Source organism: Tuberibacillus sp. Marseille-P3662 (assembly GCF_900178005.1).
Classification (GTDB): domain Bacteria; phylum Bacillota; class Bacilli; order Bacillales; family Sporolactobacillaceae; genus Marseille-P3662.
This window is the reverse complement of the sequence record NZ_FXBS01000002.1, coordinates 126,677-146,866: the sequence shown is the minus strand read 5'-3', so window position 1 is coordinate 146,866 and position 20,190 is coordinate 126,677. Positions and strand designations below refer to the sequence as shown.

Below are 20,190 nucleotides of genomic sequence, written 5' to 3'. Positions count from 1 at the left end.
AGGGGAAGTTCATAGACAAAAACGAATTCCCGGTATCAAGTTCACTCTTTAATGAAAACCCACACTGGCAATGGGTAAAAAAACAACGAGCGAATAGAAACGTCTATATAATAGGAAGTTTTCCAACGGATTATTGGGCAAAATGTTGATTATGACGCCCGATTATACATAGTAAGGATGAGGTCACCGGTTCGAGTCCGGTTGGAAGCTCTGATACAGAAAAGATGAAAACCCCTTGATATCAAGGGGTTTTTTTATGTTTTGTCAGATTCATCTTGTCATAAATAAACGAGATGCGGTCTATATTGAACAGAGTAGGGATGGCGGAAAACGTACTAAACATCCCAAAATAAGGCTAGCAAAATGTAGGTAGAGAACTGATTAACACGATTTATACGAACAAATGGGTTCCTCTCAGGAGAGAATTATGATTGTTTGGACAATTATTTTATCTATTCAATTAACGTACATGTGTTTAAATTATTTCTAGGGAAATAACTAGAATAAGGGTGCTCTACAATTTTTGGGCTCCCTTATTTACTTATGAACTTACCATTTGCCCACCATTAACATGAATAACTTGACCGGTGACATAGCGTGAGTCATCAGATGCTAAATATACATAGGCGGGGGCGAGTTCAAATGGCTGTCCGGCGCGCTTCATCGGCGTATCAAGACCAAATGTTTCGACTTGTTCTACAGAAAAACTGGAAGGGATCAACGGGGTCCAGATAGGCCCGGGGGCAACAGCGTTGACGCGAATGTCTTGAGTAGCGAGATTTTGGGACAGCGCACGGGTAAATCCGACAATGGCTCCTTTTGTTGCTGTATAATCAATGAGTCTTTTATTTCCCTCGTAAGCAACCACAGAGGCTGTATTGACAATGGCGTCACCGCTTTCTAGATAAGGAAGGGCGGCTTTGGCCATATAAAAAAAGGGATAAATATTTGTCTTAAACGTTGTGTCCCATTGCTCGATTGAAATGTCCGTGAGGTTTTCCTGTGGAAATTGGACACCGTGATTGTTGACGAGAATATTCAGTTCACCAAATGAATCGATTGTGGTCTTGATGACGTTTTGACAATGCTTTGGATCTTTAAGGTCACCAATGATTAAGAGACACTGTCCGCCAAGTTCCTCGACTCGACGTTTTGTTCTCATAGCATCTTCGTTTTCATAATCATAAAAGTATGGAATCACAACGTCTGCTCCCTCTTTAGCAAAACTAATTGCTGTAGCAGCGCCAATGCCACTATCGCCTCCTGTTATAATGGCAACTTTATTTTTCAGCTTATGACTGCCATGATATTCAGGATTTTCGATGATGGGCCTTGGATCCATTAATGATTCAATACCAGGTTGTCTGGGTTGGTGTTGAGGTGGAAATGATAGTGGTTGTTGTTTGTACTGGGTCGTGACGGTGTAATAAGGATATTTAGGATACATAAGATTCCCTCCAAAAATAGGCAATTATCATTATATGTTATTCAGGAATTAAGTTTCGGTGCAAAGGGGTCCAGTCATGTTTAATTCATAATTGATCTCAGGTGAGCATATGCATCGATAGGAGGGGAAATGGACATGCTTGATCGGAATGTTTGGTACCGCTCGTTGGCATTGTTAATGTTATGTATGAATATTATTTTAACTTTCACTCTGATATATCTTGCCTTAGACTTTCTTGATTTAGGTAGGATTGTGGAGCACCGTGGGGGTCAAATTTTTGCCCCATTATGGTTTGATCAATTGACAAGAACGATGTATTTCAGTTCCATCACATTATTTTCAGTAGGATATGGTGACATGACACCTTATCATTGGGCGCGAATCGTGGCAGTGGTCGAGGCAACCGTTGGATATATATTGCCAGCCGTCATTACTGTACAGTATTTGCAGTTATATCCATCATTAATTGAGCGCTGGCTGCCAAATAGGAGGAAATAATCAACACCTTATTTGATTTATCTTAATAATCTTTTTATTTTATTTCCCCTTTACAATAAAAGACGCACTGGGTATAATAAAAAGCGTCGGTTGGCAGGACAAGATGTTTGGCCCCTTGGTCAAGTGGTTAAGACACCGCCCTTTCACGGCGGTAACACGGGTTCGAATCCCGTAGGGGTCACCACTATGGAGGATTAGCTCAGCTGGGAGAGCATCTGCCTTACAAGCAGGGGGTCGCAGGTTCGAGCCCTGCATCCTCCACCATTATGCCGGCCTAGCACAATCTGGCAGTGCAACTGATTTGTAATCAGTAGGTTGGGGGTTCGAGTCCCTCGGCCGGCATGCTTAATCATATGGAGGGATAGCGAAGTGGCTAAACGCGGCGGACTGTAAATCCGCTCCCGTTCGGGTTCGTAGGTTCGAATCCTACTCCCTCCACCACTTAATAAAAATCACTTTAATATTGTCTTAAATATTAAGAGCCATTAGCTCAGTTGGCAGAGCATCTGACTTTTAATCAGAGGGTCGGAGGTTCGAATCCTCCATGGCTCACCAGTTGCGGAAGTAGTTCAGCGGTAGAACACCACCTTGCCAAGGTGGGGGTCGCGGGTTCGAATCCCGTCTTCCGCTCCATGGGGCCTTAGCTCAGCTGGGAGAGCGCCTGCTTTGCACGCAGGAGGTCAGCGGTTCGATCCCGCTAGGCTCCACCAATCCCTTAATCATTCATACAAATCCCTTTCGTTAACCTTAAACTTTGCCGTTTAAGGTTTTTTAATTATATGAAACCATGTAAAATAGACTTATGCATTTAATAAAATCTCGCGAATGTAGTAAAAATGATACAGGGAGCATTCCTGTAAGGAAGAAAATTTGAAGGGAACTCAACGAAAATGAAAAGTGCATAAAAAAAGTCCCCTTGGTACGATAGAGAGTGTCATGCATGACCTCGAATTGAGTACCGAAGGAGGACTTCTACAATGGATTTTACACAAAATAATCGATTAGCGCAAATCAACGAACAAACATTAATTATCGGGGTTGATGTGGCGAAACGCAAACACGTGGCCCGTGCGATAGATGATCGTGGTCGAGATCTTGTCAAACGGCTGGTATTCACCAATTCGCTGCAGGGATTCTCAAATCTTATCGAATGGGCTGAGAACTTGTCCGAAAAATACGCGCGCTCCAACATCATCGTTGGGATGGAACCAACGGGCCATTACTGGCTGAATTTAGCCTATCACTTGAAAGGCCAGGCGTTTCAAGTGGTTGTCGTCAATCCGATGAAGGTCAAGCGATCCAAGGAATTGGATGATGACTCACCAACGAAAAACGATACAAAAGATGCCAAAGTCATCGCCCAGGTCGTGCGTGATGGCCGTTATCATGAACCTACATTACCGGAGGATGTGTACGCTGAATTACGGGAAGGCATGAAACTCTATGATATCATCCAGGAAGATATGTCCTCGATCAAAGCCCAAATGCATAATGCGCTTGATCGATACTTTCCAGAGTTTCTTGATGTCTTTAAGGACTGGTCCGGGAAGGCTGCCCTTCATCTATTGGAAAGAGGCTATATGCCAGAAGATATCCGTAAAACTTCGGAAGAAGATTTGCTTCTGGAAGTCAAAGAGGCTGCCAAACGCGGTGTGGGTATCAAACGCATACAGGCCCTAAAACAGGCAGCTGATGACAGTGTTGGCCTCACAGTGGGATTACGCATGGCACGTCAGGAAATTCGTTATTTGATTGACCAGTATAAGGCTCTTGAAGAACGTCTAATCGCTCTTGAAGCACAACTCGAAGAAATCATTCTTCACGTTCCGGGGTCCGATCAAATGATGGCGATTAAAGGCGTAAGTGCCATGACCGTGGCTGGCTTTTTCGCTGAAGTTGGTGATTTATCGAACTATCGGGATCCACGCCAAGTTATCAAATTAGCGGGACTCAATCTAAAGATGAATCAATCAGGATTATTCAAAGGTCAAACGACCATCACCAAACGGGGCCGGAGAAGACTGCGAAGTTTATTGTATCAAGTGGCACGCCCATTATCGTTACACAATGAAGGTTTCAAGCAGCTTCATTATTACTATCGACATCGGCCCAATAATCCGCTAACAGGCAAACAATCGTTTATTGCGCTAAGCAGAAAACTCATCAAAATCTTTTATGTATTAGGTACACGAAAGTGTACGTTCAGTGAAGAACGCATGCTTCGTGATATCCCAATGATTTCGACATTACAGGAAGTCGCTTAACAAGACGTACAGACATCGTTTTGAAACATCTTTTGACAATTGAAGCACGGAGAAGCCGGTCGTTATTTCATCCATTAGGGCATAGACCCGCCAAGGGAGCATTTCCGGCATCCACCATGGTTAGGTCGAACGAAGGAATTTGCGCGCATAGACGCCGAGAGACATGGGAGGGTCCACCGCCATGTAAAAAGTGGAGATCCAAGGTGCGATCATAAATCTAGATTATCCATTTAATGGTATTTTGCCATTAAGGTTTATTCAGTCTCATGCCTGAGTTCCATATATATCATTAGTAGGAAATAATAGGACTAAAAACAACCGTGGACTTTGATTGATCAAAAAGAAATATGGAGAAAAACGGCGAAATTCTAAGAAAACCTTAATTTAAAGAGGGAGGTTGCGTGACTTGGCTAAAAATATTGCAATCATAGGTGTACCTATGGATATGGGGCAGGCGCGTCGAGGCGTTGATATGGGTCCAAGTGCGGTTCGCTACGCAGGTATGTTGGAACGGCTTCGTGACATTGGTCACGATGTTGATGATTCTGGAGATATCCAAATAGCATATAATGAAAGGGATCAGCAACGTCAAGGCTTAAAAAATTTGAAAGCGATTACGAATTCAAATATTCAATTATATGAAACTGTTAAACACATTGTCGGACAAGGACGATTTCCTTTAGTCGTTGGTGGTGATCACAGCATCGCAATAGGAACACTGGCAGGAACAGCTCATGCTTATGATAATATGGGTGTCATTTGGTATGATGCTCATGGTGACTTAAATACAGGTGAAACATCGCCGAGCGGTAATATTCATGGTATGCCGTTAGCTGTTAGTCTTGGAATTGGCGACGAAGCACTTACGGGAATCGGGCAATATACTCCGAAAGTCAAGCCTGAGAACGTTGTGATCATTGGTGCACGTTCATTGGATGCTGAAGAGAGGCTGTTAATTAAAGAAAAAGGGATCAATGTTTACACCATGCATGAGATTGACCGTCTTGGGATGACCCAAGTGATGAATGAAGCGATTCGATATCTCAAAGAGCGGACAGATGGTGTTCATTTAAGTTTGGATTTAGATGGATTGGACCCGAGTGATGCGCCGGGTGTAGGCACCCCTGTTAATGGAGGTATCTCTTTTAGGGAAAGCCACTTAGCGATGGAAATGTTAGCAGATGCAGATATTCTGACATCTGCAGAGTTTGTAGAAGTGAATCCGATCCTTGACGAACGAAATAAAACGGCAGTTGTTGCCGTTGATTTAATGGGATCACTATTCGGTGAGAAGTTATTATGAATGGTTTATATTAAATAAATCGGGGCTGCCTTACATACAAGGCAGCCCCACTATTTATGCCTAGTCTTAGTTGATGGAACATCAGTCCTTAATTTGTGGTAATCCACGATTAAGCGATCCAGTTGTGTGCTCGATGAAATAATATCGGCTTCTGTTAATGAACGATGTCGAGCCTCTTCAATTAATGCTTGCCTGGCCTGTTCAATTTCACCTTTGAGCTTCATTTGTCCCAATCAAAACCCTCCCGTAGGTCTTTCTTATTAGGATTCCCGATTGATATGTCCTTTAAAACCTGTCATTAAATAATATTCGATAATAAACTCAAACTTTTAAACACGCGTTAAGAAATATTTGTTAAAATTATTTTTGAAACCTAAGTGGCATGTTATGCGTAGTTTAGGATAGCCACAGAAATGGGGCTTAGGGGATATGGAAGATACGGTTCAATTACTCATAAAAGAAATAAGACATGGTGACCAGCAAGCTTTTGCTCAGATAGTCGAAATGTATAAAACTAAAGTTTATAATATTTGTTTACGTCTTGTTCGCATCCCTCAAGAAGCTGAGGACCTTGCTCAGGAAACCTTTATTCGAGCATACACAAATATTAATCGCTATGAGAATACACACAAATTTTCAACATGGCTATTTCGTATTGCGACTAACTTATCGATTGACTATCTGCGTAAAAAAAAGCCCAGTTTTTATCTTGATGCCGATATTCCGGGCACCGATGGCTTTAATATGTATGCTCATTTGCCATCTAATGAAGATGGTCCAGAGCAGACGGTGTTAAATCATGAAACTGCATCGTGGCTACAGCATGAAATTGACAAATTGCCGCCAAAATATAAAACAGCCATTACACTGAAATATATTGAAGATTTTAGCTTGAAAGAGATCAGTGACATTATGGGTATCCCGGTTGCGACAGTAAAGACTAGGATTCACAGGGGAAGAGAAGCTTTAAGAAAACGAATGCTTGATTCCCAGAAGAGGTGAGATGGATGGGTTGTAGCAAAACATATATTAGTCTCATACAAAAAATGTTGGACGGAGATACATCAGAAGAAGAAAAGCAAGACATTCACAATCATATCAGTTACTGTGAACCATGCCGCCGTTATTATGATGAAATGTCTCTTGTCGACAGGCAATTACACTCATTAAGTCATCAGACGGGTGATAAGCCGTCACAAAACTTTACTGACCAAGTGATGCAGCAGCTACCTAAGGAAGATCATAACAAACGATTCCGGCAATGGTTGAAGCGTCACCCTATGGTTTCAGCAGCGGCTGTATTCCTGGTGCTTATGATGGGGTATATTTTTTCAATGTGGGTTGATCGTCCATTCAATGCCTATGTCCAAGGTGAAGGTCAACTGCAATACGCTTCAGCCAACACCGTTATCGTTCCTGAAGGTGAAACGATTAAGGGTGATTTAGTTGTTGAGAACGGTCATGTTGACGTCAAAGGACAAGTCAGCGGCGATGTGATTCTAATAAAAAATTCGACTTTAAAGGCTTCGGCAGGATCGGTTGCTGGTGACATCGAAGAAGTTAATCAAATCATGGAATGGGTTTGGTACAATCTAAAGGATGCATTTAAGCATTTATTTTTCATATCAATAGAGACCAACAGTTAAGTTGGTCTCTATTATCACAAGTTTTCCCATATTTATAGAGTGACCCACATAGACTAAAGATGTGTTATGAATTTTTCATATCACTTAAAAGAAGAGTGACGAATAAGTATGTTATAATAAAAAACACTAAGAAAGAACATTTTTTATATTTTGGAGGCAAGTTACCATGTTATCATGGTCTGACATAGATTTACTTAAGTCACTTCGTGTCGTTGTTGACATACTGCTTGTTACCTACGTCATTTATAAATTGATTATGGTCATTAAGGGTACAAAGGCTGTCCAATTATTAAAAGGAATTACTTTTATCATTGCTATTTGGTTTTTGAGTAGCTTCCTTGGTTTAAGAACTCTTGAATGGATTATGGATAAGACCATTACATACGGCTTGCTTGCCATTATTATTATTTTCCAGCCAGAGTTACGCCGGGCATTGGAACATTTAGGACGCGGCCGGTTATTCACCCGTGAGATCCAGGAAGAAGAGCGGCAAACACAAACGATTGATCAAATTATTAAGGCGGTATCGTATATGGCTAAACGACGCATCGGCGCCTTAATGTCCATTGAACGTGAAACGGGGCTGAATGATTATATCGAAACAGGTATTACCATGAATGCCCATTTGACATCACAACTGTTAATTAATATTTTTATACCGAACACGCCTCTGCATGATGGAGCTGTCATTATAAAAGATCATGATATCAAAGCCGCTGCTTGTTACTTGCCGCTCTCGGAAAGTCCACTTATATCGAAGGAACTTGGTACAAGGCATAGGGCTGCCATGGGCATTAGTGAAGTGACCGATAGCATAACAATTATCGTCTCTGAGGAAACCGGTAATATCTCATTAACGAAAAACGGCGAACTTCATCGCGATATATCGGAAGACAAGCTTCGCGAGTTATTATCCGAAGAAATATTGGTGCAAGATAAACGAGCTGCAAGCGGATCAATTTGGCATTGGAGAGGTAAGGACAATGGATAAACTTTTTAAAAGCCGTTGGTTTATGAAGTTGATAGCTTTTCTAATTGCACTTATGCTCTACACTGTCGTCACTTCTGAACAAGACTCTCAGGCCAATACTCCGTTCTTTTCTGATAACGGAGAAGCCATTGAGACGTCTTCGGAGGAATTATCGGCGGAATATGATAAGGATAAGTATGTTGTTCTTGGTTTGCCGGAAGAAGTTAAGTTACAAGTTAAAGGTTCTCCGGAACAAGTTCAAACGACGAAGTTTAGAATCACCAAACATGTCTTTGTTGATCTTGAGGGGAAAGGTCCCGGTACTTATAAAGTTCCCATTCAATCAGAGGGGTTGCAGAATGGTCTTAATGTGAATATCATTCCATCCAGTGTCAGAGTCACGATTCAGAAAAAAGTGACAGAGTCTTTCCCGGTCAATATTGACTTTATTAATGAACAAAAATTAGCGGCTGGCTACCAGCTGGGAGACCCCACTATAGAACCAGAAACAGTGGAAGTAACGGGAGGAAAGCAAGTCATCGATTCGATTTCGTATATTAAAGGTGTCATTAATGTGAAGGGGGCGAACGAAGATATTTCCCGGGAGCTGAATTTGAAGGCCTATGATGACAACGGTAATCAATTGGACGTTCAAATGAATCCTTCATCCGCTGACGTGGAAATCCCTTTGCTGTCTCCTTCAAAAACCATGAATGTTAAGACAGAAACTAAGGGTCAGCTTCCCGATGGGACAAGTTTATCATCGATAACCGTAAGTCCTAAGAAAGTTGATATCTATGGTGAAAAGGATGTTATCAGCGATATCAACCATTTGAGTACCGTTAAAGTTCCGCTTGACGGTGTGACAGAAGGTCAAACATTGGATGTTGATGTGCCCATGCCGAAGGGTGTTGATATGGTCAAGCCTGAAACGGTACAAGTCAAGGTTGATGTCGGTCAGAGCCAAAAACATTCATTTAAACAGGTGTCAATTGGTGTCCGTGGATTGGATAAGGACCAGACCGTTGAATTCCTTGATCCCCCGGATCGAGCTGTCGATGTGACCCTAGAAGGAACTGAACAGGTATTAAGTTCGGTTAGACGTGGCGATTTTCAAGTATATGTAGATGTATCAGATCTCAAAGCAGGTAAACATCAAGCTGAGCTTCAAGTTGAGACACCTGATTACGTTAAAGCCATTGTCTCGAAGGAAAATACCAAAATCAAAGTGAACAGCGAGTCTCAATCTGATTGACCACACAATTAGAAAGTGTGTGATGAAGGAGCGATTGTTTATGTCTAAGTTATTCGGAACGGATGGTGTTAGGGGCATAGCCAATACGGAATTAACACCGGAATTGGCTTTTAGATTAGGTCGATTTGGAGGCTATGCACTGACGAAATCGGCAGAGCGCCCGAAAATTCTTGTCGGCCGGGATACACGTATTTCTGGCTACATGTTAGAAAGTGCCTTAATTGCTGGTTTACTGTCAATAGGTGCTGAAGTCATGCGGCTTGGCGTTATATCAACACCTGGTGTTGCCTATCTCACTAAGGCTATGGACGCTCAGGCAGGTGTTATGATCTCAGCTTCTCATAATCCAGTTGCTGATAATGGTATTAAATTCTTTGGTTCGGACGGCTTTAAATTAACGGATGAACAGGAAGAACATATTGAAGCGTTGTTTAAAGGTGAAGATGACCTGCCTCGTCCGACCGGAACAGAGTTAGGAACTGTAACAGATTACTTTGAAGGCGGGCAGAAGTATTTACAATTCTTGAAGCAAACCGTTGATGAAGATGATTTTTCCGGTTTACACATTGCCTTGGATGGCGCACATGGATCTACCTTCTCACTCGCACCGCATTTATTTGCTGATCTTGAGGCAGATATCACAACCATTGGCACATCACCGGACGGTTACAATATTAATGATAATGTCGGTTCAACCCATACCGATGCTTTGGTCAATTTCGTGCAGGAAAAAGGCGCAGACCTTGGTCTCGCGTTTGACGGTGACGGTGACAGGTTGATAGCTGTTGATGAAAATGGTCAGATTGTCGACGGCGACAAAATTATGTATATATGTGCGAAGTATTTAAAAAGAGAAGGTCAGTTACGCCAGCATACCTTGGTGACCACTGTCATGAGTAACATGGGGCTTTATAAGGCGCTGGAAGAAGAGAGTATTGTTACAAAACAAACAAAAGTCGGTGACCGTTATGTGATGGAATTGATGCGCCATGAAGGTTATTCACTCGGTGGTGAACAATCAGGCCATATTATTTTCTTGGATCACACGACGACGGGTGACGGCATGTTATCAGCTCTACAACTTGTCAGTATCGTGAAATCAACAGGAAAAAAACTCTCACAATTAGCGGCTGAAATGGAGAAATTCCCACAGGAACTTGTTAATGTCAAAGTCACTGACAAACACGGTGTCACTGACAATCCTCAAGTCGCAGCAACGATCGACCAAGTTGAACAGGAGATGGCGGGCAACGGACGTATCTTGGTGAGACCTTCTGGAACCGAACCCCTTGTTCGAGTGATGGTGGAGGCTCCCACTGAAGAACTTAGCCGCAAATACGTTGATCAAGTGGCCGATGTTGTTCGTGATGAATTGGGTCTTAAGGAAGCATGAGTGTAATCATATAAAATGGATGCATGCATCATCACACAAGGTTTTGCGGGTGCATATGTCTAATAATAAAGGGGAATTGAGATTGACATTTTCTCAGTTCCTTTGTACAATTTTAAAGTGTTTTTATTCAAAAATGGGAAGGTGGATAGAGGGGAAGACAGTTAAGAAAAAGCGCCAGGACTATGTCCCATGTTCGGAAACGGGAGATAGTTGACGAGGAAGAGGTTAATCGAGGCTTCGGCGGATACCTCTCGGATCGGCTTACATCCGTTAGCCGCGGTTTGAAAACAAAGAGGCGACTCTTTGCACAAGGGCCCGGCAGTGAGCACGACTAAAAAACAAGTGGGGTAAGAAATCACCCCATCATATTGCATTTTTCTTACCCCACTTACTAGGGGGAAGAACAACATGTGTGGTATTGTCGGATATATTGGAGAAGAAAGCGCACAAGACATCTTATTAAACGGATTAAAAAAGCTTGAATATCGAGGTTATGACTCAGCAGGCATCGCTCTTTTAGATGATGAAGAGCTTAATGTTGTTAAAGAAAAAGGTCGGATTGCGGCATTGGAAGCAGCCACAAATCAAGATGTGACCGCAACATTAGGTATTGGTCATACGAGATGGGCGACTCATGGTGCACCGAGTAAAGAAAACGCTCACCCGCACCAAAGCCATACGGCACGGTTCACGTTAGTTCACAACGGTGTTATTGAAAACTATGAGCAGCTTCGCAATGAGCACTTAGCGAATGTAGAACTCAAAAGTGAGACAGATACAGAAGTGATTGTACAGCTGGTCGAAGAATGGGTTCACAGTGGTAAAACCGTAGAAGCTGCGTTCCGTCACACACTATCATTGTTGCATGGTTCCTACGCGATCGCTTTAATTGATAAAGAAAATGATGACGCGATTTATGTCGGTAAACATAAGAGCCCGCTGCTTGTTGGTACCGGCGATGGATTTAACGTTGTCGCTAGTGATGCGCTGGCCATGTTGCAAGTAACCGATCAATTCGTGGAATTGATGGATGGAGAAATCGTGATTGTCAGCCGCGAAGGCTACGCTATTGAAACCTTAGACGGTGACACGGTTGAACGTGGGCCTTATACAGCGGAAATTGATGCGAGTGATATTGAAAAAGGCACGTATCCGCATTACATGTTAAAAGAAATTGATGAACAGCCAGCGGTTATACGTCAATTGCTGATGCAGTACCAAGATGAGGACGGACGCATTAAGCTTGATGATGACATCCGCAAAGCGATCAGAAGCTCCGATCGTCTCTATATCATCGCTTGCGGTACCAGCTATCATGCGGGTCTTGTTGGTAAACAATTGCTTGAGAACATTGCGGAGGTACCAACAGAAGTTCACATCGCCAGTGAATTTTCCTACAACATGCCGCTGTTATCAGACAAACCGCTGTTTATCTTCATCTCACAAAGTGGTGAGACAGCTGACAGTCGTTCTGTTCTCGTGAATGTGAAAGAAAAGGGTCACAGCACTTTGACCATGACCAATGTTCCCGGTTCCACACTGTCTCGTGAAGCGGATCATACGCTATTGTTGCATGCAGGACCGGAAATTGCAGTCGCATCAACCAAGGCTTATACAGCGCAAATCGCTGTCCTTTCTATCTTGGCTGTCGATGCCGCGAAAGCTCAAGGCATTGAACTAGATTTCGATCCAATGAAGGAACTCGGTATTGTAGCTAACGCCATGCAGTCCCTTGTGGACCAAAAAGATGTGATCGAACAAATGGCCCGCGACTATCTATCAGTGACGCGAAACGCCTTTTTCATCGGTCGCTCGGTTGATTATTATGTCTGCTTAGAAGCAGCACTCAAGCTTAAGGAAATCTCGTATATTCAAGCTGAAGGCTTTGCCGGCGGTGAACTCAAACACGGCACCATTGCGTTAATTGAAGAAGGAACGCCGGTCATCGCCATTGCCACACAGTCTCATGTGAACGGTAGCATCCGCAGCAACGTCCAGGAAGTCGCTGCCCGCGGTGCCAATACATGTATCGTCAGTATGGAAGGTGAAAACGACCTTGACGATAACATTGTGTTGCCCGAAGTCCATGAGCACCTCACACCACTTGTTTCTGTCGTGCCAATGCAACTGTTGGCCTATTTTGCGGCGCTCCACCGCGACTGCGACGTCGATAAGCCAAGGAACTTGGCTAAATCAGTGACAGTTGAGTAAGAGTTTTGGATATTTGGCTAAACGTGTGGATTTGAAATAAAGTTTAACTGTTTGAAAAAAGTTATACCGTTTCACCCCTTTGGATGATTTCCTAAAGGGGTGTTTTTATGTTGAAAAGAAAAAGAAACCGTAGTTAAAAGGTGGATAAGAAGACCGCGTATATAAGTAAAAACCCTTTCCGAAATTCTTAGACAAAATTCGTTATTTTATTGTTAGTTATTTCATAGGATATATATCGTTAAGTCAATTGATAGCTAAAACAAATGAGTGATATCCAATCGTATTTTAGTAGCTTCCTTTCAATGGAGGTGCTATTCGGTTTAAGTCATTAGTATGTATTAGTGAGACATCTGGACTGCAGGTTCATAAAATGCACCAAGGGGGAGATCAATGTTGCAAACAATATGGGATCATACGCTCCAGTTAATTCATGACCATGAGACGATGGCGGCTATGGTTTGGGCTATCCTGAAAATCATAATTTTGTTTGTCGTCATTCGAGTGGGAATTAATATATCCAATAAAATTGTAAAACGGGCTTTAAGATTGCGAGGCAAAATGAATAATCGGCGCAAAAGAACGATGGTGGCGATATTCACAAAAATCATTCGCTATGCATTTTACTTTATTTTTTTACTAACCGTTCTCCCCATTCTCAACATTCATATTGGGGGGTTGCTGGCTGGGGCTGGTGTTGTGGGAATTGCGATTGCCTTTGCAGCGCAAAGTCTGCTCAAAGATTTTCTTAATGGTTTTTTTATTATGTTAGAGGACCAATACGGTGAAGGTGACTTTGTCGTTATTAATGATTTATGGGGAACGGTTAAATCAGTCGGGTTAAGGATAACGTCCTTGCAAGTTTGGACAGGCGAAGTGGTCATCATTCCAAACGGTGAAATTTCGCAAGTATTGAATTACTCTAAAGAAAATTCCATTGCTGTTATTGATGTCAAAGTTGGATATGATTCTGTGATCGACCGGGCCTTAGAAATAATTAAAAATGTCATGGATGATCTTAAAGAAGAGCAAGACACTATTGTGGGTGACGTCAGTGTTCTTGGCGTTCAGGAGCTGAATGATTGGAATTATACGCTTCGGGCCATTGCCGAGTGTGAGCCGAACGCCCATTGGGAAATCCAAAGGCTGGCTAAGCAACGGTTGAGGGCAGCCTTTGACGATGAAGGCATTGAACTCCCTCTTCAAAAGATTGTCTATCGCCATGATAATCAATTACCGGATACCTTTCAGCCGGAAAATTCGGTGCAACCCTTGCAAGAACGGGCTTAATGCCAGTACAGAGATGTAAAAGTAGGTGGTACTATATATTAAAAAAGCTTCTAAAGTTTGATTCAAGTATAGGCTGGCTTATGAAGCAAAGTAATCGTTAAAGAAGGGGTCAACCAGATATCACTGGTCGACCCGCTTTTACAACAAGGTATGCTTCTTAGCTTTAATCATAAAAAGATCGTAACATTCAATCAACGTACTTATTAAGCACTTGTTTAACGGATTGATTAAGGCTATTCACATGAACGTTTTGGGTTTTTTCATGATTTAAGTCGTATGTCCTTTTTAACTGAATGATTCTTTTGACGCTGGTGTTAATTCTTTTTTCAGTGATTGTTCCTTTTTGGACAGCGGCTTTCAAAGCATCGATTGTGGACACGATTTTCTGATAATCGTGTGCGACCAATATCATATCACTGCCGGCTTTTACAGATTTGACTGCTGCTTCACCAATTCCGAAGTTATTGGTTATGGCTTTCATGGTCATGTCATCAGTCATCACAACTCCGTCAAAATTGAGTTGTTTTCTTAGAATACCCGTTAGGATTTTTTTAGACATGGAAGCAGGGTATTCATCATCAATTTTCGGCAGTAAAATATGGGCGGCCATGACAGCATCTGCCCCATTTTCGACAGCACGAGTGAACGGGATTAATTCAAGTCTTTTTAGTTCCTTAAGGCTCTTGTTCACTTTTGGAAGCTGAAGATGCGAATCAACAGAAGTGTCGCCGTGTCCGGGAAAATGTTTAACAACCGGGACAATATTTTGTGACTGAATGCCTTTCATCGTTTGTATGCCGAGTTTACTGACAATATCCGGATTGTTGCCAAATGAACGATCTCCAATAACTGGGTTATTTGGGTTGCTGTTAACATCAAGGACGGGTGCAAAATCAAGATTAAAACCAAAAGCCTTTAACTCTTGACCTAAAAGCGTACCAACCTTATAAGAGAACTGTGACTGATTAATAGATCCTATTTTTTTATTTGTTGGGAGATCCGTTATATCTCCGGGCAATCTAGAAATCCGTCCCCCTTCTTGGTCAACACCCAATAGAAGCGGCAAACGTTTTTGTGCGTTCTTAGATTTGATTTGATTGAGCAGTTGAATGGTTTGTTGAGGCGTCTCTAAATTATTGGCGTAAAAAATGAGACCACCAACTTGATAGGTATTCATTAAATCCTTTGTATGGGCATTAAGTGTGGTTCCAGAAATGCCTGCTATGATCATTTGCCCAATTTTTTCATTTAAACTCATGTCTGAAAGGATGTCTGAGACGGCCTCTTGATCATCACCTTTATTGGTTAAATCAAAAGATACAGATATATGGTGAACTTTAGGATTGGGTTCTTGGTCTGATGGTTTCGGTAAAATCCATTTAAGATGATATCTTTGATTGATGTTGTAAATAAGAATCGTCTGATTATGGGTGTTATCTTTATAATACCGAATGTTATCCGGTTTCCCTTTTATCTGTTTAATATCTTTAAGATGAATGTTTTGTAATTCAGAATGATAGGATCTGATATCGACTATAAGGTCATCTTGATAACCGATTGTCACATTATGGTCGGGATACTTTGCGTAATCTCCTTTTGAGGCTGTGTCTGTTGCTTCAGGTTGACCCCATTTTTGTTTGACATTTTGTATTTTATTTTGGCCGGTAACAAAGGGTGAGTGCCATACTTTTCCCTTTTTTGATTGTGAAAAGATTTGGTTAACTAAAGTCTCTGGACTCGAATCGTTGTTGGTTGATGGGTCCTCCTCCTCTTCGTTCGGTGATTGAACGGAATTGGAAGGGTCTTTATTATGATCCTTTTGATCCTTTTCACTTCCGCTGAAAACTTGAAATAAAACTAGAACAATGAGTAAAGGGATAACGATGTATCCGACTTTCTTGACCATATGAAATGCCCTCCGAAAACCTCACCATCCACTTTAATTTATCTTCTGAATGGCTTCATATTTCTATCTCTTGTATTAATGATAATTCGATTAGATAAAAAAATACAACCTTTTCGTTCATTATGGTATGTTAGCACTATAATAAAACCATTTTACATTACCATTTTTATTCATCCAAGGCAAATGGTATTTTGGATAAATTGAAGAGCGTGTATAATAAACAGAAAATGATACTGGAGATTTATGATAATTAGAGAGATAAGACCTTAAGATGATAAAGGTTTTGCGCTTTTTACTCAGGGGGATTTTTTGTGTACTTGATTGCGCTATTTTTAGCGATTGGTATTCTAACAGGGCTTTTGTCAAGTATGTTCGGTTTTGGCGGCGGTTTTGTTGTCATACCAGTCCTGTATTTGCTGTTGCCAAATCTCAATGTTCCTGACTCATTGGTTATGCATGTGGCTGTAGGAACATCTCTCGCGGTCATGATTGTGAATGCGATTAACTCAACAATTTCTCATCATCGCAAAGGCCATATACTTTGGTTTATTTTTCTTCGAATGGCACCGGGCATTGCCTGTGGAGCTTTAATTGGAGGCGTTATGGCTTCTTTCATTGGCGGAAATATACTTAGGTACTTATTTATTTTATTTATGATTTATACCATTGCATCATCGCTTATTAAGAAAACATTTGTAGATATTAAAGACAATGATATAGCGATGCCCGATCCTACGAAGACATCATTGCTTGGGGGTGGAATTGGATTTATTGCGACTTTGTTAGGTGTTGGGGGCAGCGTCATCATCATCCCCTTTCTGCGAAAGTGTCAATTAAAAATGATTAATGCTGTATCTCTTGCAACGCCATTAAGTTTACCTGTAGCGGTGATAGGCACCATTACTTCTATATGGACTGGCATGCAGGAACCGGGTCTTCCACCGTGGTGTTTGGGTTTTGTTTATATTCCGGCTTTTATAGGTATTGTGGTGGGAGGATTTATAGGTGTTCCTATTGGGACTCGGATTGCCCACCATCTGCCGGATCGTCTATTTTCTAAAATTTATTTGGCCTTGCTTATTGTTGTCGTCATGACAATGATATTTGAGTGAAGTCATCGCGATGATCATATTATTGTAGATATGAAGATCGATTTACAATCACTTGCATATGCCACATCTTAGACACTTCATGAGTGAGAACCTAAGGTGTGGCTAATTTATTATAGCAACAATTTGAGGAGTGATGAATGTTGTTAACTATTGTTGCATATTCAGCTCTGTGTATGACATTCATAACAACCATTATGGCTATAAAAGGTTATTATTATCTTTATTGGATCGCTGCCATTTGTATTTACATTTTTAGTGTGATTGCTGGTTTTTCGATTGGTCAATTGACCATTGGGCTACAATCGTATTTGTTATCCTAGCTTTTGGGCATTCATTTGGTTGGATCAGAAGCAAATTAAGCTGGGCTATTTTTGTTGTAATTGGGCTATTCATTGGTTTCTTTATGGTCGTTTGTGTTGATAATTACTGGTTGTTCTATCCTTTAACATTTTTCAATTAAGGTATGAGTTATCTTTATATCACCTTTCTCAGTCCAAAGTTGTAGGTCATTTCTAAAGCTTTTTGCGGGCTCATTTTTCAATCATTTTACTGACGTGTTTCACTTTCAACCTTTATACAATAGACTTGAAGCTATTGGTTAAGGAAGGTGAGTGAAGATGAACACCCTTTTAAAAGATAGACGCTTGATTTTGATTGTACTAGCCAATTTTGTATCATCGATCGGTTCAGGAGTTACATCTATAGGAGCCAGCTGGCTTCTTGTTAATCGAGAAAATGGGGAATATATACTTGGATATACGATGCTTGGCATCACAATCTTATTGTTTGTCTTAAATCCTTATATAGGTATCGTCATTGATCGTTTTTCGAGGAAAAAAGTGTATCTTTTTAATCAAGTCCTTGGCTTGACTATCGTGGGTTCAGTGACTTTGTGGGGCATGATTGCGGATCAATATCATGCTTGGCAGTTAATAACATTCATGTTTTCATTCTCTCTCTATTTTTCACTACATTATCCAACATTATTAGCGATCGTTCAGGAAATGTTTTCTCGATCATCCTATCGTTCCTTAAATGGCATACTTGAAATTGAAAGTCAATCTGCAAGCGCAGTGGCCGGAGGGATCGCAGGGATCCTACTAGGAATCATTGACTATGATTATATTTTTTTATTCGATACCTTTACGTTTGTGTTCAGCTTTGTATTTATTTCATTCATTCCCTATCAGAAGCGTTATGAAATCCAAAACAAGCGCGTCACCATCATATCTGATATTTATGAAGGGCTACAGTTTTTAAAGGGGAAGTTGCTCTTGGTTGTGTTATTGTTAGGGACACTTATGCCTTTCATCTGTGTCACAGTGTATAATTATGTAAAACCTGTATATATCGCATCTACAATCGAAGAAAATGTAAGCGCCTTTGGTTTATCTGAAATGTTCTATGCCATTGGAGCCATTTTGGCGGGGTTAATCATCCCAATGCTTGGAAAAAGGATAGGTTACTTTGGAACCATCACCATAATGATGACCGTATTTACTGTATTTCTTGTGACAATGGCAGAGATACCGCTGCTCATCGTGTTTTTATCAGTAACACTACTTGCAGGGCTTGGGAACGCTGGAACAAGAATTATGAGAAGAACGATCATGATGGAACTTGTGCCAAATGATATTATTGGCAGGGTGAACAGCTTTTTCAAAGGGATTGAGTTAATGATTCGTATAGGTTTGTTGGTGATTTTTGTACAATTTATGAGTGGAACCGGAGCGATTACAGCTCTAATGGTTATGTCAGCCTTAATGATCGTGGCCTTAATAGGGGTACTAGTGAACAAAAATATCATCACTCAGGCTGAAAAAGGATCATTGCAACGTACAGGATAAACGGTAAATCCAGTTATGATTTTACGTTAACAATATTTTGATGATAACCGTTGGTTTTAAAATGATTGTGTAAAAATGATGGGGAGGCATTGAAATGAGAAAAGTTGAAGTCATTCCGCATGACAAAGAATGGGTTAAATTTAGAAGTTTTGATGAGGAGTCCTTAACTTATGTCTGAATACAATTCCGATGAACAATGGAGTAATACGGATTCAGCATTCTTCTTAGAATATGGTCAAGCATTGATACCTGACCGTGACAAACTTGAACAGATATTTATCGACTTATTACCTCGAAATACTCAAGAGGCATTCACAGTCGTCGATATCTGTGTTGGAGGGGGATGGCTGACAGAAGCTATTTTAACAAGATATCCTAGATCAACGGTTATTGCTTTAGATGGTTCTGAAAGCATGTTAGAAGCCACGAGAAATAGATTAGCGTCCTATCAGGATAGAGTGACCTACAAAACATTTGACTTGCATCAGAGCAATTGGGTCGATCAATTAGAACCTGTAGATTATTTTGTTAGCAGTTTAGCTCTTCATCATCTTGATGATCGTGGAAAAGAAGCGTTATTTCAACGTCTTTACAGTGCTTTAAAACCAGAAGGCAGAGTCATCATTGCTGATTTAATAAAGCCCAATTCAGAAAGCTCTAGACTCATTGCAGCCCGGGAATGGGATGAGATTGTAAAAGAGCAATCTGAGCAACTATATGGGAACCTAGAAGCCTATGATTTTTTTCAGAGAGAGCGGTGGAATTTATTTTACTATCCAGATGATCCAATCGATAAGCCATCCAGGTTGTTAGATCAGATCGGGTGGCTAAGCAAGGCTGGTTTCAATCATGTTGAAGTCCTTTATTATCGAGCAGGTCATGCTCTTATTAGTGGATTGAAAGTATAAAAATTTATTCATGAGGGAACGACAACGGGTTTTTTGGAGACTAGATGATGAATCGCGGTTAATTAAAAAGGGTAGATGTCCTAGGATGTCAGTCCAACCAATGGAGGAATGTCCCACATAATATGATAGCAGTCCATTAACAA

17 protein-coding genes and 7 tRNA genes are annotated in these 20,190 nt (G+C 41.1%); 21 read left to right on the top strand and 3 right to left on the bottom strand.

The genetic code is table 11. The annotated features are described in order from the left end of the window. Window positions 1-541: 541 nt before the first annotated feature. Window positions 542-1,447: an SDR family oxidoreductase gene (locus B9Y89_RS00940; RefSeq protein ID WP_085520708.1), complete on the bottom strand. Its 906-nt coding sequence runs from the start codon at window positions 1,445-1,447 to the stop codon at window positions 542-544. A gap of 135 nt (window positions 1,448-1,582) precedes the next feature. On the opposite strand from B9Y89_RS00940, the gene B9Y89_RS00935 reads away from it, so the two are divergent. The 10 genes from B9Y89_RS00935 to rocF all read left to right on the top strand — a co-directional run bounded on the left by B9Y89_RS00935 (window position 1,583) and on the right by rocF (window position 5,512). Then, a complete protein-coding gene (locus B9Y89_RS00935) occupies window positions 1,583-1,945 on the top strand; it encodes a potassium channel family protein (protein ID WP_176222054.1) in 363 nt (120 codons plus the stop codon). A 109-nt stretch (window positions 1,946-2,054) separates the two neighbouring features. After that, window positions 2,055-2,129: transfer RNA gene (locus tag B9Y89_RS00930), tRNA-Glu, on the top strand. A 4-nt stretch (window positions 2,130-2,133) separates the two neighbouring features. Then, window positions 2,134-2,209 (top strand) — tRNA-Val (locus tag B9Y89_RS00925). 4 nt (window positions 2,210-2,213) lie between these two features. Further along, a tRNA-Thr gene (locus tag B9Y89_RS00920) sits at window positions 2,214-2,287 on the top strand. A gap of 13 nt (window positions 2,288-2,300) precedes the next feature. Next, window positions 2,301-2,386, top strand: a tRNA-Tyr gene (locus tag B9Y89_RS00915). Between the two features lie 38 nt (window positions 2,387-2,424). After that, a tRNA-Lys gene (locus B9Y89_RS00910) sits at window positions 2,425-2,500 on the top strand. A gap of 3 nt (window positions 2,501-2,503) precedes the next feature. Then, window positions 2,504-2,578, top strand: a tRNA-Gly gene (locus B9Y89_RS00905). A 1-nt stretch (window position 2,579) separates the two neighbouring features. Beyond that, window positions 2,580-2,655, top strand: a tRNA-Ala gene (locus B9Y89_RS00900). A gap of 267 nt (window positions 2,656-2,922) precedes the next feature. Continuing rightward, complete coding sequence (locus tag B9Y89_RS00895; RefSeq protein WP_085520704.1) at window positions 2,923-4,209, top strand: IS110 family RNA-guided transposase; 1,287 nt, start codon at window positions 2,923-2,925, stop codon at window positions 4,207-4,209. Window positions 4,210-4,615: 406 nt separating this feature from the next. Then, on the top strand, window positions 4,616-5,512 hold the full coding sequence (gene rocF, locus B9Y89_RS00890; protein ID WP_085520702.1) for an arginase: 897 nt from the start codon (window positions 4,616-4,618) through the stop codon (window positions 5,510-5,512). Between the two features lie 50 nt (window positions 5,513-5,562). Here the strand turns inward: rocF and B9Y89_RS00885 are convergent, their stop codons facing one another. Next, window positions 5,563-5,736 (bottom strand): aspartyl-phosphate phosphatase Spo0E family protein, encoded by a 174-nt coding sequence (locus B9Y89_RS00885; RefSeq protein ID WP_254901153.1) that lies wholly within the window; start codon window positions 5,734-5,736, stop codon window positions 5,563-5,565. A 205-nt stretch (window positions 5,737-5,941) separates the two neighbouring features. Between B9Y89_RS00885 and sigW the strand changes: the two genes are divergently transcribed. The 7 genes from sigW to B9Y89_RS00850 all read left to right on the top strand — a co-directional run bounded on the left by sigW (window position 5,942) and on the right by B9Y89_RS00850 (window position 14,274). Beyond that, window positions 5,942-6,514: an RNA polymerase sigma factor SigW gene (gene sigW, locus B9Y89_RS00880; protein ID WP_085520698.1), complete on the top strand. Its 573-nt coding sequence runs from the start codon at window positions 5,942-5,944 to the stop codon at window positions 6,512-6,514. 5 nt (window positions 6,515-6,519) lie between these two features. After that, complete coding sequence (locus tag B9Y89_RS00875; RefSeq protein ID WP_085520696.1) at window positions 6,520-7,158, top strand: zf-HC2 domain-containing protein; 639 nt, start codon at window positions 6,520-6,522, stop codon at window positions 7,156-7,158. A 166-nt stretch (window positions 7,159-7,324) separates the two neighbouring features. After that, the gene (gene cdaA / locus B9Y89_RS00870; protein ID WP_085520694.1) at window positions 7,325-8,149 is read left to right on the top strand and encodes a diadenylate cyclase CdaA; all 825 of its coding nucleotides are present in this window, start codon (window positions 7,325-7,327) and stop codon (window positions 8,147-8,149) included. Next, complete coding sequence (locus B9Y89_RS00865) at window positions 8,142-9,383, top strand: CdaR family protein (RefSeq protein ID WP_085520692.1); 1,242 nt, start codon at window positions 8,142-8,144, stop codon at window positions 9,381-9,383. The genes cdaA and B9Y89_RS00865 overlap by 8 nt, the downstream gene beginning before the upstream one ends. A gap of 40 nt (window positions 9,384-9,423) precedes the next feature. Next, window positions 9,424-10,776, top strand: coding sequence for a phosphoglucosamine mutase (gene glmM / locus B9Y89_RS00860; RefSeq protein ID WP_085520690.1), 1,353 nt, complete (start codon window positions 9,424-9,426; stop codon window positions 10,774-10,776). Window positions 10,777-11,184: 408 nt separating this feature from the next. Continuing rightward, entirely contained in the window at window positions 11,185-12,987 is a 1,803-nt protein-coding gene (gene glmS, locus B9Y89_RS00855; protein WP_085520688.1) for a glutamine--fructose-6-phosphate transaminase (isomerizing), read from the top strand. A 390-nt stretch (window positions 12,988-13,377) separates the two neighbouring features. After that, a complete protein-coding gene (locus tag B9Y89_RS00850; RefSeq protein ID WP_085520686.1) occupies window positions 13,378-14,274 on the top strand; it encodes a mechanosensitive ion channel family protein in 897 nt (298 codons plus the stop codon). Between the two features lie 187 nt (window positions 14,275-14,461). Here the strand turns inward: B9Y89_RS00850 and nagZ are convergent, their stop codons facing one another. Then, complete coding sequence (gene nagZ, locus B9Y89_RS00845) at window positions 14,462-16,180, bottom strand: beta-N-acetylhexosaminidase (RefSeq protein ID WP_085520684.1); 1,719 nt, start codon at window positions 16,178-16,180, stop codon at window positions 14,462-14,464. A 311-nt stretch (window positions 16,181-16,491) separates the two neighbouring features. Between nagZ and B9Y89_RS00840 the strand changes: the two genes are divergently transcribed. The 4 genes from B9Y89_RS00840 (at window position 16,492) to B9Y89_RS00825 (ending at window position 20,047) form a co-directional block, all read left to right on the top strand. Continuing rightward, on the top strand, window positions 16,492-17,292 hold the full coding sequence (locus B9Y89_RS00840; RefSeq protein ID WP_085520682.1) for a sulfite exporter TauE/SafE family protein: 801 nt from the start codon (window positions 16,492-16,494) through the stop codon (window positions 17,290-17,292). A gap of 140 nt (window positions 17,293-17,432) precedes the next feature. Further along, window positions 17,433-17,612 carry a hypothetical protein gene (locus tag B9Y89_RS00835; protein WP_139822663.1) on the top strand — a complete coding sequence of 60 codons (180 nt, stop codon included), beginning with the start codon at window positions 17,433-17,435 and terminating at the stop codon, window positions 17,610-17,612. Window positions 17,613-17,909: 297 nt separating this feature from the next. Then, a complete protein-coding gene (locus B9Y89_RS00830; protein ID WP_085520678.1) occupies window positions 17,910-19,139 on the top strand; it encodes an MFS transporter in 1,230 nt (409 codons plus the stop codon). A gap of 170 nt (window positions 19,140-19,309) precedes the next feature. Continuing rightward, on the top strand, window positions 19,310-20,047 hold the full coding sequence (locus B9Y89_RS00825; protein WP_085520677.1) for a class I SAM-dependent methyltransferase: 738 nt from the start codon (window positions 19,310-19,312) through the stop codon (window positions 20,045-20,047). The last annotated feature ends 143 nt before the right edge of the window (window positions 20,048-20,190 follow it).